25 protein-coding genes are annotated in these 25,531 nt (G+C 72.9%); 5 read left to right on the plus strand and 20 right to left on the minus strand.

Annotated features, from left to right (window positions below; translation table 11 throughout):
• Positions 1–9 precede the first annotated feature (9 nt).
• The 6 genes from MWM45_RS10795 to MWM45_RS10820 all read right to left on the minus strand — a co-directional run bounded on the left by MWM45_RS10795 (position 10) and on the right by MWM45_RS10820 (position 6,718).
• Positions 10–786: a hypothetical protein gene (locus tag MWM45_RS10795; RefSeq protein WP_247826444.1), complete on the minus strand. Its 777-nt coding sequence runs from the start codon at positions 784–786 to the stop codon at positions 10–12.
• 35 nt (positions 787–821) lie between these two features.
• Positions 822–1,991 carry a cysteine desulfurase family protein gene (locus MWM45_RS10800; RefSeq protein ID WP_247826445.1) on the minus strand — a complete coding sequence of 390 codons (1,170 nt, stop codon included), beginning with the start codon at positions 1,989–1,991 and terminating at the stop codon, positions 822–824.
• Positions 1,988–2,935 carry a carboxylating nicotinate-nucleotide diphosphorylase gene (gene nadC, locus MWM45_RS10805; protein ID WP_247826446.1) on the minus strand — a complete coding sequence of 316 codons (948 nt, stop codon included), beginning with the start codon at positions 2,933–2,935 and terminating at the stop codon, positions 1,988–1,990. The genes MWM45_RS10800 and nadC overlap by 4 nt, the downstream gene beginning before the upstream one ends.
• Positions 2,932–4,599 carry an L-aspartate oxidase gene (gene nadB, locus MWM45_RS10810; protein WP_247826447.1) on the minus strand — a complete coding sequence of 556 codons (1,668 nt, stop codon included), beginning with the start codon at positions 4,597–4,599 and terminating at the stop codon, positions 2,932–2,934. Before nadB ends, nadC begins: the two co-directional genes overlap by 4 nt.
• Positions 4,596–5,888 carry a quinolinate synthase NadA gene (nadA, locus tag MWM45_RS10815; RefSeq protein ID WP_247826448.1) on the minus strand — a complete coding sequence of 431 codons (1,293 nt, stop codon included), beginning with the start codon at positions 5,886–5,888 and terminating at the stop codon, positions 4,596–4,598. The genes nadB and nadA overlap by 4 nt, the downstream gene beginning before the upstream one ends.
• Before the next feature lie 74 nt (positions 5,889–5,962).
• The gene (locus MWM45_RS10820; protein WP_247826449.1) at positions 5,963–6,718 is read right to left on the minus strand and encodes an NUDIX hydrolase; all 756 of its coding nucleotides are present in this window, start codon (positions 6,716–6,718) and stop codon (positions 5,963–5,965) included.
• A gap of 156 nt (positions 6,719–6,874) precedes the next feature.
• Here MWM45_RS10820 and MWM45_RS10825 point away from each other — a divergent pair, with 156 nt between their 5' ends.
• Together MWM45_RS10825 and MWM45_RS10830 are read left to right on the plus strand one after the other, a co-directional pair.
• A complete protein-coding gene (locus MWM45_RS10825) occupies positions 6,875–7,672 on the plus strand; it encodes an alpha/beta fold hydrolase (protein ID WP_247826450.1) in 798 nt (265 codons plus the stop codon).
• A 135-nt stretch (positions 7,673–7,807) separates the two neighbouring features.
• A complete protein-coding gene (locus MWM45_RS10830) occupies positions 7,808–8,782 on the plus strand; it encodes a serine/threonine-protein kinase (RefSeq protein WP_247826451.1) in 975 nt (324 codons plus the stop codon).
• A 123-nt stretch (positions 8,783–8,905) separates the two neighbouring features.
• Here MWM45_RS10830 and MWM45_RS10835 read toward each other — a convergent pair whose 3' ends face one another.
• The 5 genes from MWM45_RS10835 to MWM45_RS10855 form a co-directional block, all read right to left on the minus strand.
• Positions 8,906–9,061, minus strand: coding sequence for a hypothetical protein (locus MWM45_RS10835; protein WP_247826452.1), 156 nt, complete (start codon positions 9,059–9,061; stop codon positions 8,906–8,908).
• Between the two features lie 85 nt (positions 9,062–9,146).
• A complete protein-coding gene (locus tag MWM45_RS10840; RefSeq protein WP_247826453.1) occupies positions 9,147–10,490 on the minus strand; it encodes an MFS transporter in 1,344 nt (447 codons plus the stop codon).
• Positions 10,491–10,561: 71 nt separating this feature from the next.
• Positions 10,562–13,621 carry an AAA family ATPase gene (locus MWM45_RS10845; protein WP_247826454.1) on the minus strand — a complete coding sequence of 1,020 codons (3,060 nt, stop codon included), beginning with the start codon at positions 13,619–13,621 and terminating at the stop codon, positions 10,562–10,564.
• Between the two features lie 8 nt (positions 13,622–13,629).
• Complete coding sequence (locus MWM45_RS10850; RefSeq protein WP_247826455.1) at positions 13,630–14,793, minus strand: exonuclease SbcCD subunit D; 1,164 nt, start codon at positions 14,791–14,793, stop codon at positions 13,630–13,632.
• A gap of 66 nt (positions 14,794–14,859) precedes the next feature.
• A complete protein-coding gene (locus MWM45_RS10855) occupies positions 14,860–15,840 on the minus strand; it encodes an aquaporin (RefSeq protein WP_247826456.1) in 981 nt (326 codons plus the stop codon).
• Between the two features lie 149 nt (positions 15,841–15,989).
• Between MWM45_RS10855 and MWM45_RS10860 the strand changes: the two genes are divergently transcribed.
• Both MWM45_RS10860 and MWM45_RS10865 read left to right on the plus strand, forming a co-directional pair.
• Positions 15,990–17,099 carry an ADP-ribosylglycohydrolase family protein gene (locus MWM45_RS10860; protein ID WP_247829209.1) on the plus strand — a complete coding sequence of 370 codons (1,110 nt, stop codon included), beginning with the start codon at positions 15,990–15,992 and terminating at the stop codon, positions 17,097–17,099.
• Positions 17,100–17,167: 68 nt separating this feature from the next.
• Complete coding sequence (locus MWM45_RS10865; protein ID WP_247826457.1) at positions 17,168–18,088, plus strand: SDR family NAD(P)-dependent oxidoreductase; 921 nt, start codon at positions 17,168–17,170, stop codon at positions 18,086–18,088.
• 45 nt (positions 18,089–18,133) lie between these two features.
• On the opposite strand, the gene MWM45_RS10870 is transcribed toward MWM45_RS10865, so the two are convergent.
• Positions 18,134–19,126: an exonuclease domain-containing protein gene (locus MWM45_RS10870; RefSeq protein WP_247826458.1), complete on the minus strand. Its 993-nt coding sequence runs from the start codon at positions 19,124–19,126 to the stop codon at positions 18,134–18,136.
• A gap of 95 nt (positions 19,127–19,221) precedes the next feature.
• Between MWM45_RS10870 and MWM45_RS10875 the strand changes: the two genes are divergently transcribed.
• Positions 19,222–19,857: an HAD family hydrolase gene (locus MWM45_RS10875; RefSeq protein ID WP_247826459.1), complete on the plus strand. Its 636-nt coding sequence runs from the start codon at positions 19,222–19,224 to the stop codon at positions 19,855–19,857.
• Here the strand turns inward: MWM45_RS10875 and MWM45_RS10880 are convergent.
• The 8 genes from MWM45_RS10880 to clpS form a co-directional block, all read right to left on the minus strand.
• Complete coding sequence (locus MWM45_RS10880; RefSeq protein ID WP_247826460.1) at positions 19,835–20,524, minus strand: GNAT family N-acetyltransferase; 690 nt, start codon at positions 20,522–20,524, stop codon at positions 19,835–19,837. The two genes, MWM45_RS10875 and MWM45_RS10880, sit on opposite strands and share 23 nt — an antisense overlap.
• Complete coding sequence (locus MWM45_RS10885; protein WP_418909685.1) at positions 20,521–21,210, minus strand: DedA family protein; 690 nt, start codon at positions 21,208–21,210, stop codon at positions 20,521–20,523. The genes MWM45_RS10880 and MWM45_RS10885 overlap by 4 nt, the downstream gene beginning before the upstream one ends.
• A 117-nt stretch (positions 21,211–21,327) precedes the next feature.
• Positions 21,328–21,957 (minus strand): RdgB/HAM1 family non-canonical purine NTP pyrophosphatase, encoded by a 630-nt coding sequence (gene rdgB / locus MWM45_RS10890; protein ID WP_247826461.1) that lies wholly within the window; start codon positions 21,955–21,957, stop codon positions 21,328–21,330.
• Positions 21,950–22,738, minus strand: coding sequence for a ribonuclease PH (rph, locus tag MWM45_RS10895; protein ID WP_052274368.1), 789 nt, complete (start codon positions 22,736–22,738; stop codon positions 21,950–21,952). The genes rdgB and rph overlap by 8 nt, the downstream gene beginning before the upstream one ends.
• Positions 22,739–22,821: 83 nt before the next feature.
• Positions 22,822–23,619, minus strand: a complete 798-nt coding sequence (locus MWM45_RS10900; RefSeq protein WP_247826462.1) for an MBL fold metallo-hydrolase — start codon at positions 23,617–23,619, stop codon at positions 22,822–22,824.
• Positions 23,616–24,527: a glutamate racemase gene (murI, locus tag MWM45_RS10905; protein ID WP_247826463.1), complete on the minus strand. Its 912-nt coding sequence runs from the start codon at positions 24,525–24,527 to the stop codon at positions 23,616–23,618. Before murI ends, MWM45_RS10900 begins: the two co-directional genes overlap by 4 nt.
• 108 nt (positions 24,528–24,635) lie before the next feature.
• Entirely contained in the window at positions 24,636–25,211 is a 576-nt protein-coding gene (locus MWM45_RS10910; RefSeq protein WP_043446028.1) for a DUF2017 domain-containing protein, read from the minus strand.
• Between the two features lie 9 nt (positions 25,212–25,220).
• The gene (gene clpS / locus MWM45_RS10915; protein WP_043446031.1) at positions 25,221–25,529 is read right to left on the minus strand and encodes an ATP-dependent Clp protease adapter ClpS; all 309 of its coding nucleotides are present in this window, start codon (positions 25,527–25,529) and stop codon (positions 25,221–25,223) included.
• Positions 25,530–25,531 lie beyond the last annotated feature (2 nt).

Genomic DNA, 25,531 nt, shown 5'->3' on the forward strand with positions numbered 1-25,531 from the left:
GCGTGGAGGTCAGCCGGTGGTGGCCGGGGCGATCCGGAGGGAGAGGAGCATCTCGCGGATGGTCGCGAAGTCCGGGGTGTCGTAGAAGGCCTGGGCTTCGCCGATCGTCCCGAAGGTGACCGTCTGCGGTCCGGTGTTCGCGGGCGCCTTGGGCGCCAGGACCTCGAGGTCTCCGAAGCTGACCCGCCCGAGCGCGTCGCCGCCCTGGACGGTGTTGGACAGCGTGCAGGCCAGGCCGTCCGCGCCGCCCGCCTGGTCGGTGATGCCGTAGGCCGCGAAGAAGCGGAAGCCCGTGATGAGCCGGATCACGAAGCGCGGCTCGACATCCGCACCCGCCGGCGCTTCGTCCGTGAGGTCGAGCGGTTCGCTGCCGATGACGTAGTAGGGGGTCCGCTCGGCGTCCGGGCAGGGTGCCTCCGGGGTCTGGATTCCGGTGTGCAGCTCGGCGGTCGTCACGCCCTCCGGTGTGCGGACGGCGTAGTGCAGCGAATCGGGAGCGTGGACTCCGGGCTCCGGCTCGAGGAGCTGCACCATCCACTCCTCGGGGAGCTCGAAGCTCAGGAGCCGCCCCGGATCGGTGAAGACCTTCCAGCCCTCGCGCGCCTCGCGCAGGGGCGCGGCTGCGGGCTCCGCCGTCGCGGTCGCTGCGTTCGTCGACGGCGGCGGCGCGCCGCCGTCACCCCCGGGGCCCGTGCAGGCGGTGACCAGCGTCAGGGCGAGTGCGGCAGCGGCGAGGGCCTGCGGCAGGCGCCGCCTGCCCGCCCCTCCGGACGGTCCGTGCTCCATGGCGTCCTCCCTGGGGGTGGCTCGGTGCGGCCAGTCTAGGCGCCGGCGTGGCTGCCCGCGTGTGCCGCGCCGAGGGACCGCACGGCCTCCACGGCTGCGACGACGGCGTGGGCCGCCTGGTCGAGGTCGGCGGACGCGGTGTCCTGCGTCCAGGAGAGCCGCACGGCGCTGTGCGCCGTCTCGTCGTCGAGACCGAGCGCCAGGAGGACGGCGGACGGCTCGGAGGATCCGGCTGCGCACGCGGACCCGCTCGAGCAGAGCACGCCGCGACGCTCGAGTTCCAGGAGGATCGCCTCGCCGCTGACGCCCGGGAAGCAGAAGGAGGCGAGATTCGGGAGCCGGCCCGCGGCGTCGCCCGTGAGGAGGGCCCCGGGCACGCCGGCGAGCACCTGCGCGATGAGGGCGTCGCGGGATGCCGTGGACCGGTCGGCGGCCCCGGGCAGGGCTGCCTGGGCGAGTTCCAGCGCGCGGGCGAGCCCCACCGCGCCCGCCACGTTCTCCGTACCCGACCTGCGCCCCCGCTCCTGGCCGCCGCCGTGGAGCACCGGTTCGCAGGGCGTCCCGGACCGGAGGTACAGCAGGCCGATCCCCTTCGGCGTCCCGAGTTTGTGCCCCGAGATGCTGAGCGCTGTGACGCCGAGCCGGTCGACGTCCAGGGGAAGCCAGCCCGCGGCCTGCACGGCGTCGGTGTGGAAGGGAACACCCGCACGCCGGCAGACCTCCGCGAGTTCCGGGATGTCCTGGACGGTCCCCACCTCGTTGTTCGCGTACATCACGGTGCACAGCGTCGTCGTGTCCTCGAGCGCGGCGGCGAGGTCCGACGGCGAGACGCGGCCGGTGCCGGAGACGGGCAGCACCGTGATCCGGAAGCCGTGGAACGCCCGCAGGTAGGCCAGGACCTCCAGCACCGCCGGGTGCTCGATCGCACTGGTGACGATGTGCCGGCCGCGCGGGGCGGCGAGCGCCAGGCCCTTGAGCGCGAGGTTGTCCGCCTCCGTGCCGCCCGAGGTGAAGATGATCTCCCCCGGCCGGCAGCCGAGCAGCGCGGCGATGCGGGACCGTGCGCGCGCGTAGTCCGACGCCGCGGCCTCGCCGTAGGTGTGGTGGCTGGAGGGGTTGCCGAACGTCGCGGTCAGCAGGGGCCACATCTCCTCGAGGACCTGGCGCCGGGCGGGCGCGGTGGCGGCGGCGTCGAGGTAGATCACGGGTGCCCTCCCGGGTCGACGATCGCCGCCCCCTGCGCCGCGAAGTCCAGGCCCAGGTCCAGGGAGCGGACGCTGTGGGTGAGCGCTCCCGCGGAGATGATGTCGACGCCGGTGGCCGCGATCGGCCCCACCGTGCCGAGGCGGACGTTCCCGCTGGCTTCGACGAGCGCGCGGCCGCCGATGCGGCGCACGCCCTCCGCGAGGTCGGCCGGCGTGAAGTTGTCGAGCATGATGGTGTCCACCCCGGCGGCGAGGACGGGCTCGATCTGGTCCAGCCGGTCCACCTCCACCTCGACGTGCACGGTGTGCGGGAGCCTCGACCGCGCCGCCCGGAGGGCCGCGGTGAGGGCCTCCGGGCCGTCCGCCGCGAGGAGCGCCAGGTGGTTGTCCTTGACCATGACGGCGTCGGACAGGCCGGAGCGGTGGTTCGAGCCTCCCCCGCAGCGGACGGCCCAGCGCTCCAGGACCCGGAGCCCCGGCGTGGTCTTGCGGGTGTCGGTGATGCGCGCGCGGGTGCCCGCCGCGGCGTCGACGAACGCGCGGGTCATGGTGGCGATCCCGCTGAGCCGCTGCGCGATGTTGAGGGCCGTCCGTTCGGCGGTGAGGATACCGGCGGCAGGTCCTGCGATCTCCGCAAGGGTGTCCCCCGCAGCGAAGGCGGTCCCGTCGGCCCGCGGGAACGTGACGCGGATCCGCGGGTCGGTGAGGCGCATCGCGGCCTCGATGGCGGCCGTCCCGCAGAGGACGCCCGGCTCGCGGGCCGTGATGGTCGCCGTCGCCCGCTGGTCGGGGCGGATCAGGGCCTGGCAGGTGAGGTCCCCCCACGGCGCGTCCTCGGCGAGGGCTGCGGCCACGACGGCGTCGATGAGGTGCTGCGGCGGCCGCGCCGGCTCGACGGCGTCCGGGGAGGGCGTCCGGGCGGTGGTGGTTGCGGTCTCGGTCATGGACGTGTTCCTTCGGTGGCTCGTGCGTAGGACCGGCTCGGGGCGGGAGCCTGCGGCGCGGGATCGGGCTGGTCCGCGCGGTGGTGCGCCCCGCAGGACCCCGTGCGGCGGGACGCCGCGTGCACGAGCAGCCGTGCGCACAGCAGCAGGTTGGCGAGCTCGGGGTCGGTGTCCGGGCGGTAGGAGGCGAGGTGCTTGCGGGCGAGCTCCAGTCCGGCGCCCGTACGGAGCACTCCCGCGTGGTCGGACATGACGGCCTGCAGGTCGCCGCGCGTGAACGACTGCGTGACCGTCTCCTCCGCCTCGAGGTCGAGGTACTCGACGTCGAAGGACGGCGCCGGTCCCCCGCCGGCGGCGAGCGCCGCCGCACAGCGGGCACCGAACACCACGCCCTCGAGCAGGCTGTTGGAGGCGAGCCGGTTCGCGCCGTGCACACCGGTGCGGGCGACCTCCCCGACGGCGAAGAGGCCCGGGACGGATGTCCGCCCCGAGGTGTCCGTCCGCACGCCGCCCATCCAGTAGTGGGCCGCCGGCACCACGGGGACCGGTGTGGAGGACCAGTCGATGCCGTGCTGCGCGGTCAGGGCCGTGAGCGTGGGGAAGCGCCGGACCAGGAAGGCGCGGCCGAGGCCCGTCGCGTCGAGGTACACACCGGCACGACGGCGCCCCTCCCGCGCACAGTCGCCCTCGGGGGTGCCGGAGCGGCCGCCCGAGGGATGGTGGAGGAGGTGCTGCGCGATGCTGCGCGAGACGACGTCCCGCGGCGCGAGATCCCCGTCCGGGTGGTAGTCGGCCATGAACCGGTGGCCGTCGGCGTCGACCAGGTGTGCGCCCTCGCCGCGGACCGCCTCGGAGATCAGCGGGTTGCCGGGAACGTCGAGGGAGGTGGGATGGAACTGGAAGAACTCGAGGTCCGCGACCGCAGCACCGGCATGCCAGGCGAGCGCGACGCCGTCGCCCGTGGCGATCCGGGGGTTGGTCGTGGAGTCGAACAGCTGGCCCGCCCCACCGGTCGCAAGGACGACGGCGTCCGCCCGGAGGGTCCGCGCCGCTCCGCCGTGGAGCACCTCGACGCCGGAGGCCCGCCGGCGGCCCTGGCGGGTCGGGGGTGCGCCGTCGTCGTGGCCGGCACTGTCCTGCAGCAGCACGCGCGTCACGAGGGTGTCCTCGAGGACCTCGATGCGGGGGTCGCGGCGGACCGCGGCGGTGAGCGCCGCGACGAGTCCCGCCCCGGAGGCGTCGCCGCCGAGGTGCAGGACCCTCGCCGCCGAGTGCGCCGCCTCCCGGCCCCTGGCCGGGACGGTCGCATCGGTCGGCGAGGCGTCGAAGACGACACCCGCGGCCTGGAGGGCGGCGATCCCCCGTGCCGCCTCCGCGCAGAGCACGGCGACGGCCTCGGGATCGGCCAGTCCCGCGCCGGCGGCCAGCGTGTCGGCGATGTGATCGGCGACGGAGTCGTGCGCGGCCGCCCGGGTGCCCGGCGGATCCGGGACGACGGCGGCGATACCTCCCTGGGCGTACCGGGTGTTGCTCTCGGCGAGCGCCGTCTTGGAGGCGAGGACCACGTCGCAGTGCGGCGCGAGCCTGCGCAGCACCAGGGCGGTCTGCAGGCCGGCGACGCCCGAGCCCACGATGACCACGCGCTGCACGGCGTCCGCCGTCATGGCTGGACCGCGAGCATCCGGTTCAGCGCGATCCGGGCCGGTTCGGCGACGGCGTCCGGCACCGTGATGCGGTTGAGCACCCGGCCCTCCACGAGCCCCTCGAGCACCCAGGCCAGGTAGCCGGGGTGGATCCGGTACATCGTGGAACACGGGCAGATCACCGGGTCGAGGCAGAAGATGGTGTGCTGCGGGTACTGGGCGGCGAGGCGGTTCACCATGTTGATCTCGGTGCCGACCGCGAAGGTGCTGCCGGGTGCGGCGGCGTCGATCGCCTTGCGGATGTAGTCGGTGGATCCCGACTCGTCGGCGGCATCGACCACGGGCATGGGGCACTCGGGGTGCACGATCACGCGCACGCCGGAGAATTCGGCGCGGGCCTTCTCGATCTGTGCCACGGTGAAGCGCCGGTGCACCGAGCAGAAGCCGTGCCAGAGGATCACGCGGGAGTCCCGGAGCGTCTGCTCGTCCGTGCCGCCCCAGGGCTTGCGCGGGTTCCACAGGGGCATCTGCTCCAGCGGCACGCCCATGGCCTTGGCGGTGTTGCGTCCCAGGTGCTGGTCCGGGAAGAACAGGACCCGCTGGCCCCGCTCGAACGCCCACTCCAGCACGGCGGCGGCGTTCGAGGAGGTGCACACGATGCCGCCGTTCTCCCCGCAGAAGCCCTTCAGGGCGGCGGAGGAGTTCATGTACGTCACGGGGATCACGGGCCGGCGGCCGGCGGCGTCCGGCGCGGAGCCGAAGAGCGCGGTGAGCTGGTCCCAGCACTCGGAGACGGAGTCGATGTCCGCCATGTCCGCCATGGAGCAGCCTGCGGCGAGGTTGGGGAGGATGACGGCCTGCTGGGGTGTCGAGAGCATGTCCGCGGTCTCCGCCATGAAGTGCACCCCGCAGAAGATGATCGCCTCGGCCGCCGTCCGTTCCGTGGCGGCGCGCGCCAGCTGGTAGCTGTCACCCACGAAGTCGGCGTACTGCACCACCTCGTCGCGCTGGTAGAAGTGGCCGAGGATGACGACGGACTCGCCGAGGGTCTCCCTCGCCGCGCGGATACGCCCGTCGAGTTCCTCGGCGGACGCCGTCCTGTACTCCTCGGGCAGTTCTCCCTGCCGGGGGGTGGCCGCCGGGGCGATGTCGAACATGGACGCGCCGGGACCGTAGTCGGGCAGGGGGACGCCATCGAACGCCCAGGGGTCCTGCGCGAGATCCGGCGAGCAGGTCCCGGCGGCCCCGGCGGCCCCGGTGGTGCCGGCCTCGCCGCGGGTGATCAGCTGGATGGCGGTGGTGACGGACATGGGGCTTCTCCCTGGGGTGGGGCCGGCGCGGCGGTCGGCAACGGGGCGTAGGTGGAGTCGTGTCTGGCTGGGGGCTAGGACGCCGTCGAGGTTCCGGCCTCGACGTCGGAGGGCGGGGCATCGGACGGAGGGGCCCCGGAGGGCGCCGTCCCGGACCGCGGTCCCGTGTAGCGGTAGAGGCGCGGCGGCCGGTTCCGACCGCCCTGGAGGACCTCGTCCGTCGCCGCGATGTCCTGCGCCGATCGCAGCTGGCGCCGGAAGTTGGCCGGATCGAGCTGCCTGCCGAGCACGGCCTCGTAGACGCCCCGCAGTTGCGCGAGGGTGAAGCGCTCGCCCAGGAAGTGATAGGCGACGGACCCGTACGTGACCTTGCCGCGCAACCGCTCCAGGGCGTAGGCGACGATCTCGTCGTGGTCGAAGGCGAGGCCCACGGCCTCGGCGGCGCGGAACCAGCGCACGTTCTCCGAGTCGCGGGCCAGATCCGCCTGATCGGGGCGGACGAGGGCCCAGTAGACGATGGACACCAGCCGCTGGGTGGCGGACCGGTCCAGCCCGCCGAAGGCGTAGAGCTGTTCGAGGTAGGTGGGGTCGAGGGCGGTCGTGTCCCGCAGGTTCCGCGAGGCGGCATCCTGCAGCGACTCGCGGGCTCCCAGCGGGCCGCCGGGCAGCGCCCACTTGCCGAGGTGCGGCTGCCGGATGCGCCGGACGAGCGGCAGCCAGATCTCCGACCGGCCCGATGCGGGGTCGGTGCGGAGCGCGAAGATCACGGTCGAGATGGCGAGGGAGGGTGCCTGGGACTGCCGTTCCGAGACGTTGGCCGAGCTGTACATCCCCGTCCTCCGACCGTCCGTTGGGCTCCCCACTTGTTAGGGTCACAATGACTATAACTCATGGGGGCGGTTCTCGCAGGGGACGTCCGACCCATTCAGGTCCGCGCGGAGGTGTCCGCCGCCCAGCACGGTCCTGCCGCGCATACGATGGGACCCATGGACCACCATGCCGTGCACGTCGTCGAAGGCGTCGACCCCCGTCTGTCCATCACCCGCAGCGATGCCGGTGAGCCGCTCGACCTGCCGCCGATCCTGCTGCTGCACGGCTTCGGCTCCTCCTCCCGGCAGAACTGGGTGGAGACGGGCTGGGTCCGCTTCCTGAACGACGCCGGACGGAGCGTGATCATGGTCGATCTCCCCGCGCACGGCGACAGCGCGGCGCCGGAGGACGCGGGATCCTACGCACCGAGCCGCATGCGCGCGGACATCCTCCAGGCCCTGTTCGACGAGCGGGTCCTCCCCCTGCGCAGCGACGTGCCGGGGTCCGGTGTCGACGTCGTCGCCTACTCCCTCGGGTCGCGCCTGGCCTGGGAGTTCGGCGCCACCCAGCCCGAACTGGTCCGCAGGATGGTGCTCGGCGGTCCCGGCACCGCCGATCCGCTCGCCACCTTCGACCTCGCGGGGGCGGAACTCTTCCTCGCCGGCGGGCCCGCCTCACAGGACCCGACGACGGCGGACCTGCTGCGCATGGCGCAGGCCGGACCGCACAACGACCTCCCCTCGCTGCTCGCGATGGTCTCCGCGATCAAGACGGAGCCGTTCGACCCGCGGCACGCCGTCCCGAAGATGCCCCTGCTCCTGGTCGCCGGGGACCAGGACGGGTACGCCGAGGGCATCACCGACCTCCGGGAGTGGGCCCCGGATGCCCGCATCGCGACGCTGCCCGGCAGGGACCACTCCAACGCCATCACCGCCCGGCTCTTCAAGGACGAGGCCCTCGCCTTCCTCGCCTGACAGGCCGATGATCAAGGTTCGATAAAGCGTGCGCCGGAAGGGTATGTCCGCCGATTCACAGCGTTATACTGGCCACTGATCAGCAGCCTTACAGGTCGCCGGTCGACGCCCATCATCGGTAGGGGGAGGACACGCATGCCCGTCCTCCTCGCGGACCGATATCAGACCACGGACCTGCTGGGGGTAGGCGGCACGGCATCCGTGTACCGCGCGGTGGACCGCAACCTCGGGCGCGACGTCGCCGTGAAGATCTTCAACGCCACCACCTCCGACGACGACGACTACCGTCGCCAGCACACGGAGAAGGTCCTGCTCTCCACCCTGAACCACCCGGGTCTCGTGACCCTCCACGACGCGGGGATGCACGAGGACCAGGAGGGCCGCACCGCCGGCTTCCTCGTCATGGAGTTCGTCGATGGGGAGGATCTCCGGCACCTGCTCAAGCGCGGCGCCCTGCCGGCCGACGACGTCGCGCAGCTCGGGGCGGACCTGGCCGATGCGCTGGCGTACATCCACTCCGAGGGCGTCATCCACCGGGATGTGAAGCCCGCGAACATCCTCCTGTTCTACAGCGGCGACAACGGGACCCGGCTGTACCCGAAGCTGACGGACTTCGGCATCGCCCGCATGATGGAGGCCACCTCGGCGACCGCCGTCGGCGCGACGATCGGCACGGCGAACTATCTCAGTCCCGAGCAGGCGAAGGGCGACCCGCTCGACGAGCGGAGCGACATCTACTCGCTGGGCCTCGTGCTCCTCGAGTGCCTGACCGGCGAGAAGTCCTTCCCCGGCCCGGTGGTCGAGGCCGCCCTGGCCCGGCTCCTGCGCGATCCGGAGGTACCCGACTGCCTGGGGCCGGACTGGAGCGGACTCCTGCGGCGGATGACCGCGAGGGATCCCTCCCTCCGACCCGCCGCGCACGACGTCGCCCTGCAGCTCCGCAGCCAGGACGATCTCCAGGCCGACGCCCGGGCCGTCGCCCGGCGGACCGGCCTCGCCTCGCCAGGGACGTCCGGCGTGCTGGACGACGGCGAGCTCGTCACCGGCGGCGTCCTCACCGGCAACGTCCACATCCCGGCCCCGCCCTCCCGCGCTCCCCGCATCAGCTGATCCCCGGGAACGCGTCGCCTGCCGCTCCGCCGGCGCGCACGTGGTGCCCTGGACAGAACTGCGCCCCCACCGGTCCGTCCGGCGGGCGCGCAGTTCTGCACGGTCTTCGTGGGATCCGGCGGGCTAGTGCCCCTCGCCCGCGTCTTCCTCGGGCTCGAAGCTGCTCGGCTCGTCCGTGGAGCCGGCTGCCACGCCGTCGCCACTGGCCGGGATGGTGCCTTCGGGTCCGGCGCCCTGTGATTCTGCGGCGTCGTCGTGCCCGGTGCCTTCGGTACTCATGCGTCCTCCTGGATCTCGGTGTCCTTCGATCCTATGCGTCCCGCGGAGTCACTGTCAGCCTGCCGACGAATCCGCCCGGGACCCGTCAGGCCCGGCTGACGCGCCGCAGCGCGACGGCGGACACCGCGCCGAGGACGAGCAGGACGGCCGCGGCGGCTGCCGGGACGACGACGGCGGCGGCCGCTCCCCCGGTCTCGGCGAGGGTCCCTGCCAGTCCGGACCCGACGGCCGTGCCGGCGACGATGCCGCTCGCGAGGAGCGTCATGACCGTGCCGAGGCGGTGGGCCGGTGCGACCGCGGAGCCGATGGAGAAGATCGTGACCATCGTGGGCCCCACGAAGACACCGAGGAACAGCAGCGCCACGAGCATGGCGGCGATCGTCGTGGGCAGGGCCAGGGCGGCGGCGGCCACGGCCATGGCGGCGGCCGAGACCATCCACCGGTGCGTGTGGCGGAAGCGCTGCGGCCAGTAGGCGACGGACAGCGCCGCGACCGCCGAGGTCAGGCCCATGACCGCGTAGAGCAGGCCCGATGACTCGGCGGCACCGAACTGGCCCGAGAAGGCGGTCAGGAAGGTCTGGGTGGATCCGAAGAACGTGCCCACCGCCACCATGCCCGCCACGGGCAGCAGGACGAGGGCGGCCCGGGTGGCCGCGGCCGGGTGGTCCTCCTCCGGCCCGGAGCCGGCGTCCCCGTCGGCAGGGGTGCGGGCATCGGACGAACCCCGGTCGCTGTACGCCACGGTCCGGTGCACGGCGAAGGCGCTGACGAGGGTGATGGTGAGCGCCGCGGCCAGCGCGAGCGGGAGCCAGGGGGCGATCAGGCTCGCGAGCAGGCCGACGAGGGCCGGCCCGAGGACGAAGGTCAGCTCATCCGCGGTCCCCTCGTAGGAGAGCGCGGTGTCCAGGGCGGACCGGGGGCTCCGTCGGGTCATGGCCATCCACCGGACCCTGGCGAGCGGGCCGATCTGCGGGCAGGTGAAGCCGACGGCGAAGGCTGTCGCGAGGACGAGCGCCAGCGCTCCCCCGCTGAAGGTGGCGCTGGTCAGCGTCACGATCAGGAGGGCCGCGATCGCCGCGGTGTTGAGCAGTGCGGAGACGAGCAGGACGATGCGCTGCCCGCGTTTGTCAGCGAGGAAACCGAGCAGGGGCGCCCCGAGAGCCGACCCGAGGCCGACGGCGCCTGCCGAGAAGCCACCGGCGGCGTAGGAGCCGCTCGCCGTCGTGACGAGCGTCAGGGCTCCGACGGTGAGCATCGCCAGGGGAAGACGGGCGAAGAGGCCGAGGACGAGGAAGGAGGTTCCCGCGAGGTGCGGGAGGACGCCGAACTTGCCGAGGCGGGACCGCTGGGGGCCGGGCACGATCGGGGTCGAGGGGGCGGCGTGGGAGGACGTGGCGTCCGGCGAGGCCGATGAAGGAGTGGTGTACATGCGCTTTTCCGGGTGCATCGAATGCGCATCGTCCCCCCTCCCGATGCGCCCGACCCGGTAACGGCCCGAGTTTACACGCTGGCGGGCTGCTCCACATAGCGGAGGATCGAGCCCTGCCGGCCCTTCACGACCTGCAGCTGCGCGCTGACCCGTTGCTTCAGCTCCGGCACGTGACTGACCAGTCCCACCACGCGTCCGCCGCTGCGCAGTCCCTCGAGCGCATCCATGACCTGCTCGAGCGCCTGGTCGTCGAGGGAGCCGAACCCCTCGTCGACGAACAGGGTCTCGATGTCCAGCCCACCGGCCTCCTGCTGCACCACGTCGGCCAGTCCGAGCGCGAGCGCGAGGGACGCCATGAACGACTCCCCACCCGAGAGCGTCGAGGTGTCGCGCTTGTTCCCCGTCCAGCCGTCGATCACGTTCAGGCCGAGCCCGGACCGCCGGTTGCCCGCTGTGGCGTCGCTGTGGACCAGCTGGTACCGGCCGTCCGACATCTGCAGCAGCCGCTCGGTGGCCGCGGCGGCCACCTGTTCGAGACGTGAGGCGAGCACGTAGGTGGCGAGGGACATCTTGTAGAGGTTCTCCCCGCCGCCGCGCGCGGTGTCGGCCACGGCCGCGGCCAGCTGGGCCTCCTGCCGCAGCGGGGCGATGTCCTTCTCGAGGTCGGCGAGCTGCCGGGCGTACGAGTCCAGCTGCGCGACCGAGTGCCCGAGCACCTCGGCGCCGATGCCCGCACGCTGGGCCCTCCCCCTCAGGTCGTCGGCCGCGGCCCCGGCGACGCGCTCGTCGTCGTCGGTCGGCGCGAGGACTCCCTCCTGCTCCTCGCGGAGGGTCTCCCGGACGGCGTCGTCGTCCCAGGCGGCGTCGAGGCGGTGGCCGCGCAGCTCGTACTCCTTCACCGTCGCCGTGAGGCTCGCGGAACGGTCCTCCGGCAGGAGGGCGGCACGTGCCTCCGCCGCCGCATCGAACGGCGTCCCCTCAAGTGCGTCCTGGAGGCGCCGGGCGTTCTCCTGCTGCGTGTCGGTCGCCCGCGCCAGCGCGTCGAGGGTCTCCCGGACGCGGTCGAGGTCGTCGTGGGCGTCCTGGACGGCGTCGATCCTCGCGGCCAGCGACGGCGCGTCCGCCTGCAGCCCGGCGAGACGCTGGGAGAGCTCGGCGTCCTGGTCCGTCAGGGACGACCGTCGGCTCTCGGCAGCGGCACGCTCCTCCCGCAGCGCGTCCCGCTGCGCACCGGTCCTGTCCTCCTCCTCGACCGCCCGCCGCATCCGCTCCTCGACGGCGGCGCACTCGGCGTCGGCGTCCTCGGCGCGCTGCAGGGTCGAGCGCGCGGTCCGTGTCGCCGCGGCGGCGTCCTCCGGGGCCATCTCGCCGCCGCGGGCAGCCAGCCGAGCCACCTCGAGCCGCCCCTGGTCCCGTACCTCGCGGGCCGTCTGCAGCGCCGCTTCCGCCTCGGCCTGGAGCCGGCGTGCGGCCTGCTCCTCGTCGAGGCTGATCCGCTCGCCCTCCGGCGAGGAGACCGGTGCCGGGTGCTCCGTGCTCCCGCACACGGGGCAGGCGTGCCCGTCCTGCAGCCGGTCCGCGAGTTCCTGCGCTGCCTGCTCGAGCCGGAGCTGCAGCTTGGCCAGCCACTCCTCCTTGAGCGTCAGGAACCGCTCCGAGGCCACGGCATAGCCGGCGTCCGCTGCCACCTGGCGTTTCGTCGCAAGGGTGTACTGCCTGACCGTCTCCTCGGCGGCCACCGCGGCGGCGAGGTCCGTGCGGAGGTGGGCGAGCCCGTCGGCGGCCTCCCGCAGGGGCACGAGGCTCTCGGCGTCGGCGGCGCGCTGCCGCTGCAGCCGCGCGATGCCCTCGCGGGCGCCGTCCAGCCCGTCATCGAGCCGGCGGATCGTCGACGCGAGGGCTTCCAGCCCGGCGCGGACGTCGAGCAGCCGCTGCTCGTCCGGCAGGGCTGCCCGCAGGACGGCGAGGACCGAGGAAGAGGCCGCGCAGGCGCTCGTCAGGGCGTCGCGTGGCACGCCGCCGTCCGCTTCCTCCCCGGGGGCGACGTCGAGGTACTCACCGACCGCGGCATTGCGCCGCAGGCGGTCGAGTGCTTCCGTGTGCCGGACGCGGGCGTGCTCCACGAGGGAGGCCGCCTCGTCGTCGAGCCGCAGGTGGGCGGCGAGCCCGCGGGCCTGGTCGTGGCGCCGTCCCAGTCCCACCAGTTCCGCGATCTCCTCCGCCCGGCCCTGGTGTTCCTCGCGTTGCGCCCGGAGCTGCGCCAGCGCGTCGAAGCGGAGCCGCCGCTGCCTGAGCGTGGCGAGCGCACCGTCGGCCTGCGTACTCTGCCCGGCGAGGTCCGTGGATTTGAGGACGGCCGCGTCGCGGCGTCCGGAGAGCGCCAGGGACAGCGCCTGCAGCGTCGCGGCCCAGGCGTCCGGGGCGTCCGGATCGGCGCCGACGTCCGCCGGTGCGAGATCGTGGCGTCCGGCCTCGTCGATGGCGCGCAGGAACAGATGCCGCTGCCGACCCTCCTGCTCCGCCAGGCCGCGCGCGGTCCGCAGGTTCTCCTCGGCGAACAGCCGTTCGAGGTCCTCGAAGCGTGACGTCGAGAAGAGCCGCTGCAACAGTTCCCGGCGCGGTTTGGCGTCCGCCCTCAGGAAGGCGGCGAACTCGCCCTGCGGCAGCATCACCACCTTCGTGAACTGCTCCTTGTCCATCCCGAGCAGGGACTGCAGCTCGAGCCCGGCTTCGTCGTTCCGCGCGGACTTCTGCACCCAGTCACCGTCGATCCGCTCGCTGAGCAGGGTGCGCGCCTGTTCGGTGGTCGTGCCGCTCCCCCGTCGCGACGGCCTGTCCCACGCCGGCGACCTGACCACCCTGAAGCGGCGATCCGCGACGGAGAACTCGAGGGAGACCTCCGGGGCGAGGGACTCGGCCGCGTGGTCGCTCCGGAGCCTCTTCGCCGCCTGGCGCGCCCCCGGGACGGAGCCGTACAGCGCGAAGCACACCGCGTCGAGCACGCTCGACTTCCCGGCGCCGGTGGGTCCGTTGAGAAGGAACAGGCCCTGGGCCGAGAGGGCGTCGAAGTCGACGCCCTGCCGGTCGGCGAACGGCCCGAAGGCCTGGATCTCGAGGTGATGCAGTCTCATGGGATGCTCTACCGTTCGTGGGCGAGGCTCAGCGCGGCGTCGACGGTCGACCGGACGAGTGCCTGTTCCTCGGACGAGGCCTTGCGGCCGCGCACGTGTTCGAGGAAGCCGCAGCAGATCTCGGCGTCGTCCCGGGCCTCGGCGAGGCGCTGGCTGTACGTGCGGGTGTCGGCCTGCTCGCCGCCCTCCGGCGCGAAGGCGAGGACGAGCGTGTCCGGGAAGCGGGCCCGCAGGCGTTCCATGGCCCGCGCCGGCCGTTCGGGGTCCGTGAGCGTGATCTGGCAGTAGGCCCCTTCGGCCCAGGCGAGGTCGTCCCGGACCAGCAGGTCCTCGAGCCGCCCGCTGAGGACCGCGAGGTCGCGGGGTGCGGGCCACTCCACGGCCTGGATACCGCCGATCCCGTCCGGGGTCACGTCGAGGAGCCAGGCACCCTTGGCCTGGTTGGCCTCCGAGAAGGAGTACGCAAGGGGTGATCCCGAGTAGCGCACGGTCTCCGAGAGCTTCTGCCGGCCATGGAGATGTCCGAGGGCGCTGTAGTCGAAGCCGTCGAAGAGGGAGAGCGGCACGGCTCCGAGCCCGCCGATCGCGAGGTCCCGCTCGCTGTCGGAACCTGCCCCTCCCGCGGCGAAGGTGTGGGCCAGGACGATCGAGACGGTGCGCCGCACGGCCGAGCGCGGGGCCAGGTCCTCGCGGATGCGGTCGAGCGCCGCCGCGGTCACCGCGGTGTGGGTGGGGGCCTCCGCCTGCAGGCTCTCCGCGACGACCCGCGGCTCGAGGTAGGGCACACCGTAGATCGCGAGCTCCGCATGCCCGTCCAGGGGGATGATGACGGGGACCGCGATGTCCTCGGTGCGCGTGCGCAGGTGGACCCCGCCGCGGGCGAGGATACGTCCGCCGAACCCGAGCCTGGTCGCGGAGTCGTGGTTGCCGCTGCTGATGACCACCTGGGCGCCGGCGACCGTCAGCCGGTCCAGCGCCTCGTCGAACAATGCGACGACGTCCACCGCGGGCAGGGCCCGGTCGTACACGTCCCCGGCGACCAGAACGACGTCGACGCCTTCCTCGCGGACCGTCTTCTCCAGGTTGTCCACGAAGATTCGCTGGGCGTCGAGGGTCCCGGTGCCGTGGAAGGACCGGCCCAGGTGCCAGTCCGACGTGTGGAGGATCTTCATGATTTTCACGCTACCGCCGTACGCCGACATTCCATGGATCAGCGCGCGGCGGGGCGGTGACCGGGGTCAGGACCTGGTCCCGGAGGTGCCGGGCCCGTCGTCGCGCGCGGCCCCGGTGTCGGATGCCTCGGTGGCGGATGCCTCGAAGAAGGACGCGGCGTCCCCGTGCGCGGGGACAGCTCCGGCGTCGCGCGTGCCATGCGGCTCGTCGACCGCCGCCGGCGCAGGATCCCCTGCGTCGGAGGGCGCACCGTCCGTACGGTCCGGGAGCCGGCCGGCCGGGTGCCAGGCATCGACACTGCGGTAGACGAGGCCCGCGATCAGGGCCCCGACGATCGGCGCGGCCCAGAACAGCCACAGCTGCTGGAGGGCCCAGGACTCCGCGAAGAGGGCGGATGCGGTGGCACGCACCGGGTTGAGGGCGCCGTTGGTGACGGGCAGGAGGAAGGAGAGCAGCCCGGCGTAGGTGAGGCCCACCGCGAAGGGCGCCAGGTCGCGCCGCGCCCGTGCAGAACCTGCGCCGAGGAAGACGGCGACGAGGAGCGCCGTGGCCACGGTCTCCAGCAGGAACGCGCTGGCCAGCGGGAACCGTGCCGGCGAGTGCTCGTCGAAGCCGTTGGACGCGGAGCCGAAGAACTCGCGGATCCCGGAGAGCTGGGCGTTGGCGCTGAGGACCAGCCAGAGCAGCCCTGCCGCGGCGACGGCTCCCAGCACCTGGGCCGCCACGTACGGGGCCACCGACGTCCATGCGGTCCGGCCGGCGACGGCGGACCCGATGGTGATGGCCGGGTTGAAGTGGCCGCCCGAGGCGAAGCCGAAGGCGATCATGGCGGCGAGGACCGCGAACCCGAAGACGAGCGGGGGCTGGAGGGCGGTCTCCGTGGCCAGCATGGTGGCTCCGAGCCCGGCGAGGACGATGAGGAATGCGCCGACTCCCTCGACGATCGACCGCGCGACCAGCCCGGGGCTCCGCTCGGTGTGCGGGGAGGCGGTCGCGGCGGAAGCGGTGTCGTCCGCCGCTCCGGTCGCCGTCGTCTGATGCGTCATGGCTGCACAATCCTTCGTTGGGGACACTGTTGCTTCGGCGGGACGCACGGGACTGCGCCGGGCCGCCGGCAAGCCTTCCATCCTAGCCTGCACGGCGGCTGGGAGCCCTCCGGACGCGGCGGGGGCCCGCCTCCTAGACTGGACCGGTGATGACGAACAACACCGCCGACACCGGCAGCCACACGGATCCCGGCACGAGCGACGCGCGCGCCGTGCAGCATGCACCGCAGGAGGACCCCGCCGCCTACGAGGATCGGGTCCTGGGATGCCTCCTCGGCACGATGGCGGGCGACGCGTACGGCCTCCTGTACGCCGCGGGGGACGATCCGCTGCCGGCCCTGGCTGATCCCTCGGACCTGGCGGTCTCGGACGCCACCCACCTGACCCTGTACACCGTGGACGGCCTGACGGACGCCCTGGAGTGGGCGAACGACGGCGTGGCGGCCGACGAGACCGCCTGCCTGTGGCTCGCCTACCTGCGGTGGCTCACCCGCCAGGGGGAGCACCTCCCGCCCAGGGCGCCGGCACCGCCCGCCCGGTGGCTCGACCGGCAGGAGGACCTCCTCCCGGTGCACGAACCGGACGCCGACACCGTCCGGGCCCTCCTCACCGGCGAGATGGGGACGCGCGCACGGCCCCTGAACCCGGACGCGGAGGGGGCGGGTGCGCTGATGCGTTCGGCGCCCTTCGGCCTGGTCCCCCGCATCCCGGCCAGCCTGGTGGAGCGACTGACCGTCGAGGCCGCGGCCCTCACGCACGGATCCGCCGCCGCCCGGGCCACCGCGGCGCTGTACAGCGGGATCATCCGGTCGCTCGCCATCGACGGCCTCACCCTCGAGGAGGCCGTCGTCGCCGAGCGCGGCGAGGAGCGGCACCTGGCGGAGGACGCCGGGAGCGACCCGGCCCGTGCCGCCGCCGCGGGTGCCCTGGGGGGCGTCACGGCGCACCGCCCGTCCGCCGATCGCACGGGGGTGGGAACGGCGACGGCCGCCGCAACCCTGGACGCGGCCCTCCAGGCGGCTCGCGAGGGCGCGGCCGCGGGCTCGCCGCGCGAACAGTTCGCTGCCGCGCTGGCGCACGCGGCGGCCGCCGGCCGGCCCGACGCCTCACCCGTGGTCGCGGCCTCGCTCGCGGGCGGCATCCTCGGAGCGCTGCACGGTACGGGGGCGCTGCCGGCCGCGTACCTGGACGCCCCCGGGACCGCCGACGTCGTCCGGTCCATGGCCAGGACCCTCCTGAGGGCGACCACCGGCTCCTGATCCGCACCCCTTCCCGGCCCACCGGATCCGTCCGGCCGGTGAGGGCGCGGCGCCCTAGGCTTGGTCCCATGTGGAACCCCGTCGATCTCCCGCCGCTCGCCGGCGCGCGCATCCTCGTCACGGGCGGCAACGCCGGACTCGGCTACTTCGCGTGCGAGCAGCTGGCCGCGGCCGGCGCCCACGTGGTGATGGCGTCGCGGAGCGCCGACAGGGCCGCGCGGGCCATGGACGCCATCCGCGGCCGGCACCCCGGCGCCGAGGTCTCCTTCCAGCCCCTCGACCTGGCGGATCTCGCGTCCGTCCGCGCGGCCGCCACGACGATCGCCGCCGGAGCGCCGCTGAGCGGCCTGCTCGCGAACGCCGGGGTGGTGGGGTCCCGGCGACGGCGGACGACGGCGGACGGCTTCGAACTCCAGTTCGGCACCAACCACCTGGGGCACTACGCGCTGATCGCCCGGCTCCTGCCGTCGCTGTCCGCCGCGGGCACGAGGATCGTGCACCTCGGCAGCATCAGCCACCGCTGGGCGCGCCTCACGCCGTCGTTCCTGCAGCCGGCCTCGTACAGCAGCGCCCGCGCGTATGCGACGTCGAAGCTCGCGGTCATGGCCTTCGGCTTCGAGCTCGCCCGGCGCCTCGATGCCACCGGCAGCCCGGCGACCAGCGTCGTCGCCCATCCGGGACTGGCCCTGGGCATGTTCACGCCGGACCGACCGGGAGTCGCCGCCCGCCCGTTCGTGGCGGCGCCCCGGTGGAGGCAGCGTCTCATGGAACCGGTGGCGCAGGGGAAGGACCACGGCGCCTGGCCGCTCGTGCGCGCCACGCTCGACCGTGCGATTCCGAACGGCGCCTACTGCGGCCCGGACGGCTGGTTCCAGCTCACGGGGCAGCCTGTCGTCGTCCCGGCGAAGCGGCATGCCCGGGAGCGCAACGCCGCGTCCCGGCTCATCGACCTCTCGGCACGACTGACCGGCGTCGACCTCCGCCTCTGAACGACGGACCGCCCCTGATCGACGGGCGGGGATCCGCCCGCGCGGTCACTGGCCGTCTGCCGGCCACCGTCCGCCGGTCATCTGGAGGAACTCGGCCTCGGACAGCACCTCGACCTCCTGGCCCCGCTCGTGCAGTTCGAGCACCCGCCGGGCCTTGCCGGTGACGCGGCCGTTGCGGAGGTCCGAGGCCACGAAGCCGTCGCCGACCACGAGGACCGTGGTGCGCCGGGTGACGGAGCTCGCCGGTTGCGCTCCGAGGCGTGCCGCTCGCTCCTTCGCCTGGGGGCGTGGGATGCCGAGATTGCCGGTGAAGACCACCGTCTGCCCGTACAGCGGGTGCCGCGGATCGGCCTGGGCGTTCGCGTGGGGGTTCTCCCCCTCCTCCGGCCAGCCGGACCAGCCGGCGGGCGAGGTGCCGCGCTCGAGGGCCGTGCGCGTGGCCTTCGACAGCTCGTCGACGCCGGGCGCGTAGGGTTCGGCGCGCGAGAGCGGCAGGTTGTGGCATTCGAGCACGCCCTCGACGGTCGGTACACCGTACCGGCGGGCGATGTCGATCATGATGCCGGCGCAGGCCCGGGCGTCCTCCACGGCGTCGTGGTGGTTGAGCAGGGGCACCCCGGCCGCCTCCGCGACGAACGGCAGGGAGTAGGAGGGCAGCGAGTAGCTCTTCCGCGCGAGCACCACGGTGCAGGCGTAGTCCCACGCGGGACCCGACAGCGCGGAGACCTCGAGCGCCGACCGGATGACGCCGAGGTCGAACGCCGCGTTGTGCGCCACCAGGACGTCGGAGCCGATGAAGCCGCCGATCTCGGGGAACAGGTCGCCGAACCGCGGGGCGTCCTCGACCATCGCCGAGGTGATGCCGTGGATCGCGATGTTCCGGGAGTCGAAGTGGTCGTGGCCGACGGGCGGCCGCATCAGCCAGGAGGCCTCCTCGACGACCCGGCCGTCCCTGACCTTGGTCAGGCCGACGGCGCACGGGGAGCCGCGGAAGCCATTCGCCGTCTCGAAGTCGATGGCCGTGAACGCGATTCCCACGATCCCCAGTTTACCGCCGCCCCCGCGCCTGCCGTTCACCCGAAGTTCACCGCGGCAGCGGCGTCCTATCGCGGTGCGTGTTCCTATGCTGGACCATGGCCCGCACTGACAGTCCGCACCGGTGGTACCTCTTCGACTACGGCAACGTGATCTCCACGGCCCCGACACCCCAGGACTGGGACCTGCTCGCGGAGGCGGTCGGCGTCGACCGCCTGCAGGAGCCGGCGTCCGCCTACTGGCGGCACCGCGGCGCCTACGACGCCGGGTCCCTGACCTCCGACGAGTACTGGTCGCTCGTGCGCGGCCGGCGCATCGAGCCCGCCCGCTCCGCGTGGCTGGACGTCCTCGACGCGAACCAGTGGTCACACCTGAACCTCGAGACGCTCGACGTCCTCGAGGATCTGGACGCGCGGGGCGAGCGCCTCGCGCTGCTGTCCAACATGCCGGCGGCCATGGCTGTGCAGTTCGCCGGCGCCCCGTGGACGAGGCTCTTCCGGCACAGCTTCTTCAGTTCGTCGCTGCGGCTCGTCAAACCCGCTCCCGCGATCTTCGACCGCGTCCTCGCCGAGCTCCAGGCCGCCCCGGGGCAGGTGACCTTCGTCGACGACGCGCCCGCGAACATCGCCGCGGCGAAGGGCATGGGCATCCACGGGCTGCTGTTCGAGCCGTCGTCGGACCTCTCGCGCCTGCTCGCGGAGGGGCGGCCCGTCAGTCCGGCGTTCCGGGAATGAGGAGGTCCAGGACCGCCTCGACGCCCTGCACGCCGGCCACCCAGCCCGGCCGGACGAAGTCCTCGCGGGCCAGCAGGAGGTTCTGCTGCACATCGACCTCCCCGCAACGGGCCTCCACGAGCGTGGTCCCGTTCAGGGCGTAGCCCAGCCGGGTGGACACGCCCAGCGAGGCGCCGTTCCACGCCGCGGCCTCGGACACCGCGGACGTCGCGCCCAGGTGGTCGAAGGCGAACTGGAGCACGGCCGCCCGCATCTCGGTCCCGAGCCCCAGGCCCTGGGCGGACCGCGTGAGCCATGAGCCCGAGCCGACGCGACGGAGCAACGGGAACGAGTGGGCGGTGAGGTCCTGCACACCGATCACGCGGCCATCGTGCAGGACGGCGAAGTTGATGGCCCAGGCGTCCGTCGAGACCCCGGCGCGGAGCCGCCACTGGTGCTTCGCCGTCTCCGTGATCAGGACCTCCCGCGGCGCGTCCGTCCACGGGACGCTGAAGGGCATCTCCCCCGGGTCGTGGATGCCCGCGAGGACGGCGTCGATCAGTTCCGGCAGATGCTCGTCGCGGACCGGGGTGAGGACCAGCCGGGGCGTCGTGAGGACGAGACCGAACAGCGGCCAGATGCCGACGAGGGGGTCCGCAGCGGCACCGGCGGCGGACTCCCCGGTCACTGGATCCGCTTCTTCGCGCGGTACTTGCGCACCTTCGAGACGACGAAGTAGAGGAGGAACAGGATGATGCCGATGATGACGATCCTCTGGAACGTGCTCGCGTACTGCTCCACGATGTGCCAGTTCTCCCCCAGGTAGAACCCCGCCAGCACGAAGATCGAGTTCCAGATGAGGCTTCCGGCCGCGGTGAGCAGGAGGAACTTGCCGACCGGCATGCGCTCGATGCCCGCGGGGATGGACACGAGGCTCCTGAAGAGCGGGATCATGCGGCCGAAGAAGACGGCACTGTACCCGTGCCGGTTGAACCAGGCCTCCACCTTGTCGACGTCCTCGAGGTCGATGAGCGGCACCTTGGACACGAGCCGCCGCATGCGGTCCCGGCCCAGCCAGGCCCCGAGGGCGTACAGCGCGTAGGCGCCGACCACCGAACCGATGGTGGTCCACAGGATCGCCTCGAACAGGGAGAAGTTGCCGCGGCTGGCGGTGAAGCCTGCCAGGGGCAGGATCACTTCGCTCGGCAGCGGCGGGAAGAGGTTCTCGAGGGCGACCGCCAGGCCCGCACCGGGCGCCCCGATGGTCTCCATCAGGTTCACCGCCCAGTCCGTGACGGCGCCGAGGGCCGAGCCGTCCGACGTCGTGGTCGCCGCTGCGACGTGGATCGTCTGGACTGTCTGGGTGATGCTCACGGTGTATCCGTCCCTCTCATGGCCCGTCCTGCGGGACGTGCGGTGCTGGCTGGCGGTGCTGATCAGTGGTGCTGGTGGTGCTGAAGGTCCATCGTGCGGGTGGGCCGGGCGCCCCGGTCAGGACAGCGCCTCGACGAGGTGCGGCAGGAGCGCCCTGAACGCGATGCCGCGGTGGCTGATCGCGTTCTTCTCCTCCGGGGCGAGCTCCGCGCACGTGCGGTCGAGGCCTTCGGGCACGAGGACGGGGTCGTACCCGAAACCGCCCGCGCCGCGCGGGGCGGCCAGGAGCGATCCCCGCAGTTCGCCGCGCTCGGTGTGCCCGGCGGCGCCGTCGGGGTGGGCGAGGGCCGCAGCGCAGACGAAGGCCGCGCCGCGCCGCTCCTCCGGGATGTCCGCGAGCTGCGCCAGGAGGAGATCGAGATTGGCGGCGTCGTCGCCGTGCCGGCCCGCCCAGCGGGCGGAGAAGATGCCCGGCGCTCCGCCGAGGACGTCCACGGCCAGCCCCGAGTCGTCGGCGACGGCGAGGAGGCCGGTGGCCCGCGCGGTCTGCTCGGCCTTCAGCGCGGCGTTCTCCTCGAAGGTGACGCCGCTCTCCACGACGTCCGGGGCGCCGACGGTGGCGGCGTCGACGACCTGCGTGTCGACGTCGAGCCCGGGCACCTGCCCGCGCAGCAGCTCGCGCAGCTCACGCAGCTTGCCGGCGTTGCGGGTGGCCAGGACGAGCCGCGGCCGGGACTGCTCAGGCACCCTGGGAGTCCCGGAGGGTGTCGATCTGGATCTGCGTGAGCTGGGCCGTGCCCACCAGCGCGAGGTCGAGCAGGGCGTCGAGCTCGGCGCGGTCGAAGGGCGCGCCCTCCGCGGTCCCCTGGACCTCGACGAAGGTCCCCGACCCGGTGACGACGACGTTCATGTCCGTCTCGGCGCGCACGTCCTCGACGTAGGGCAGGTCGAGCATGGGGACGCCGTCGATGATGCCGACGCTCACGGCGGCCACGGTGTCGGTGAGCGGGGAGGCCGAGGCGGGGATGAGCTTCTTGTCCTTGGCGTACCGGATCGCGTCGGCGAGCGCCACATACGCCCCGGTGATCGCGGCCGTCCGCGTCCCGCCGTCGGCCTGGAGGACGTCGCAGTCGAGGACGATGGTGTTCTCGCCCAGCGCCTTCGTGTCGATGACGGAGCGCAGCGATCGTCCGATCAGCCGGGAGATCTCGTGCGTCCTGCCGCCGATCTTCCCCTTGACCGACTCGCGGTCGGACCGCGTGTTGGTGGCGCGGGGAAGCATGGCGTATTCGGCGGTCACCCAGCCCTTGCCCTCCCCCTTGAGCCACCGCGGCACCCCGCTGGTCAGCGACGCCGTGCAGAGCACGCGGGTGTTGCCGAACTCGATGAGCGCCGATCCCTCGGCCTGCTTCGACCAGCCCCGCGTGATGGTGATGGTGCGCAGCTGATCGGGTGCCCGGCCGTCCGCGCGGAGGACGGGGGCGGTGCTCACGGGGGCAGGGACGGACGTCTGATTCGCGGGGGTCATGGCTCCCAGTCTAGACGGGAGCACATGGGAGATCGCTGGCAGGACCGTCTGCTGCACGTCCCCGGCCCGGTGGGACCGGCCCCTCAGACGGTGTAGGAGACGCCGGCGACGGCGACGGCGAGATGGCCGTCGTAGCTCTCGCGGGCTTCGCTCACGGCGACGTTGGCATCGTTCCAGACCGGCAGGTGGGTCAGGAGGAGGCGCTTGGCCGCCGCCCGCGTGGCGACGTCGCCGGCCCGCTTGCCCGTGAGGTGGACTCCGGAGATGCCGTCGTCGCGGCCCTCGTGGAACGCGGCCTCGCACAGGAAGATGTCCGCGTCGCGGGCGGCATCCACGAGCCCGTCGCACGCATCGGTGTCGCCGGAGTAGGTGATGACGCGGGTGCGGTCCACGCCTTCCGCATCGGTCTCGGCCACCTCGACGCGCAGCGCGTACGCCTCCTCGATGGGGTGGAGGACCTGGTACGGGGTGATCGTGAAGGGCCCCACCGTCACCGGGCCGCGGTCGGTCCACGACTGGAAGTCGAAGTCCTCGTGCATGCCCGGGTCGAGCTCGAGGCCGTAGGCGCTCGCCATCCTGTCCGCGGTCGCCGCCGGACCCCACACGGGGATGCGGGGCAGTCCCCAGCCGGAGGGATCCCAGTGGACGGCGACGTGCAGTCCGCACAGGTCCATGCAGTGGTCGGGGTGCAGGTGGGACAGGAAGATGGCGTCGATCTCGCGGAGGTCCATGTGCCGCTGCAGGGCGCCGAGCGACCCGTTGCCGAGATCGAGGAGGATCCGCCAGGTACGGCCCTGCCACTGCGCGCTGAGCAGGTAGCAGGACGCCGGCGACTGGGGGCCGGGGAAGGAGCCGCTGCACCCGACGATCGTGAGCTTCATGCCGGGGGGAACCCTGCGGCTGCGATCATCTCGGGCGTGATCCGCGCGAGGCTGCCTGTCGGGTACTGCGCGGCCACATGGTCCACGTGCTGCACGCTGAGCACCTCGGGGCCGAGGAAGCGGCGGGCGAGGACCTCGAAGCTGGCGGCGTCGCCGGTCGCGACGAAGCGGTGCACGCCCGGTGCGGTGGTCTCGCGCTCGAGGCCGTGCGAGACGAGGGCGCGGTAGACGTCCTTGGCCGTCTCCTCGGCGCTCGAGACCAGGGTCACGGAGTCGCCCATGACGTAGGAGATGACGCCGGTCAGCAGCGGATAGTGGGTGCAGCCGAGCACGAGCGTGTCCACACCCGCGGCTCTGAGCGGCCGGAGGTACTCCTCCGCCGTCCGCAGGAGGGCCTCGCCACCGGTGACACCGGCCTCCACGAACTCGACGAACGCGGGGCAGGCCACGGAGGTGATCTCGAGGTGCGGCGCGGCCGCGAAGGTGTCCTCGTAGGCGCGCGAGCCGACGGTCGCCGTCGTGCCGATGACGCCGATCCTGCCCGAGCGGGTGGCGGCGACGGCACGGCGCACCGCGGGCTGGATGACCTCGATCACGGGGATGCCGTAGCGCGCCGTGTAGCGCTCCCGCGCATCGCGGAGGACCGCGGCGGAGGCGGAGTTGCAGGCGATCACGAGCAGCTTGACGCCGGAGTCGACGAGTTCGTCCATCACACCGAGCGCGTGCGCCCGGACCCGGGCGATCGGCAGCGGGCCGTACGGGCCGTTCGCGGTGTCACCGACGTAGATGACGGATTCGTGGGGCAACTGGTCGATGACCGCTCGGGCGACCGTCAGTCCGCCGACGCCGGAGTCGAAGATCCCGATGGGCGCCTCGCTGCGGTCCGTGTTCGTTGGCTCAGGGCTCATAATCCTTCGACAATATGACGTGCCGCCGTTGAAAACTATTCGCCGATCCGTGGGTTTTGTCACAGCCTCCGGTTCGACAGCCCGCGGCCGGTCCGGTGGACCGCCGGGTCAGCGCTCCAGCTTCGCCGCTTTCAGCAGCGCCTGCACGAGCGATTCCTGGAGCCAGGTGATGAAGTTGTAGACGAGGGCGAGGTAGGACTCGACGTCGTCGACGTCCTTCGAGTCCGCGATGTCGTGGAGCCGTTCGGCGTCCTCCTCCGTCTGGATGCTCAGGCGGTCGGCGAGGACCAGACGGACGTCGTTGAGGGCCTGGGCGAGCAGCCGTGCCTGCTCGCCGGTGAGCGTCATGGGGCTGGACTCGATGAGCAGCGCACTGCTGCGGAGGGCACCGATTTTCTGCTCCCGCAGGGAGCGCTCCGTGAGGCGGCGGAAGGCGAGCGCTTCGTCGTCGTCGCCGCGCACCGCATCCGGCAGGAGGCGTCGGACGGCGGAATCGTCGGGGGCCGTGGCGTCGGCGTCGGCACCGGACATGCCGATCAGTGCCGCCAGTGGATCCTCGCTGGGCGCCGTCTCGGGCTCGAGCATGGAGATGACGTCGTCGAGGAGGGCGCCCAGCAGGCGCGCCTCACCGGGCTCCAGCGCTCCGGTGATGCCCCGGCGCGTCGATTTGAAGGGTTTCGCCATGGGGTGCGCCTACTCGCTTCCGGCTTTTTCGAAGGTGGCCCACAGTCCGTACGAGTGGAGGGCTACGGTGTCCTGCTCCACCTTCTCGCGGCTGCCGGAGACGACGGCGGAGCGGCCCTGCTCGTGCACCTCGAGCATGAGCGTGCGGGCCTTGGCCTCGCTGTAGCCGAAGTAGGACTGGAAGACGAAGCTCACATAGCTCATGAGGTTCACGGGGTCGTTCCACACCACCACGACCCAGGGCTGGTCGAGGTCGGTCTTCTCGGCCGTCCCCACCGCTTCCTGGGTGTCGGTACCGGTTGCAAAGCCAACTGTCATAA

Source organism: Arthrobacter antioxidans, assembly GCF_023100725.1.
Taxonomy (GTDB): Bacteria; Actinomycetota; Actinomycetes; order Actinomycetales; family Micrococcaceae; genus Arthrobacter_D; species Arthrobacter_D antioxidans.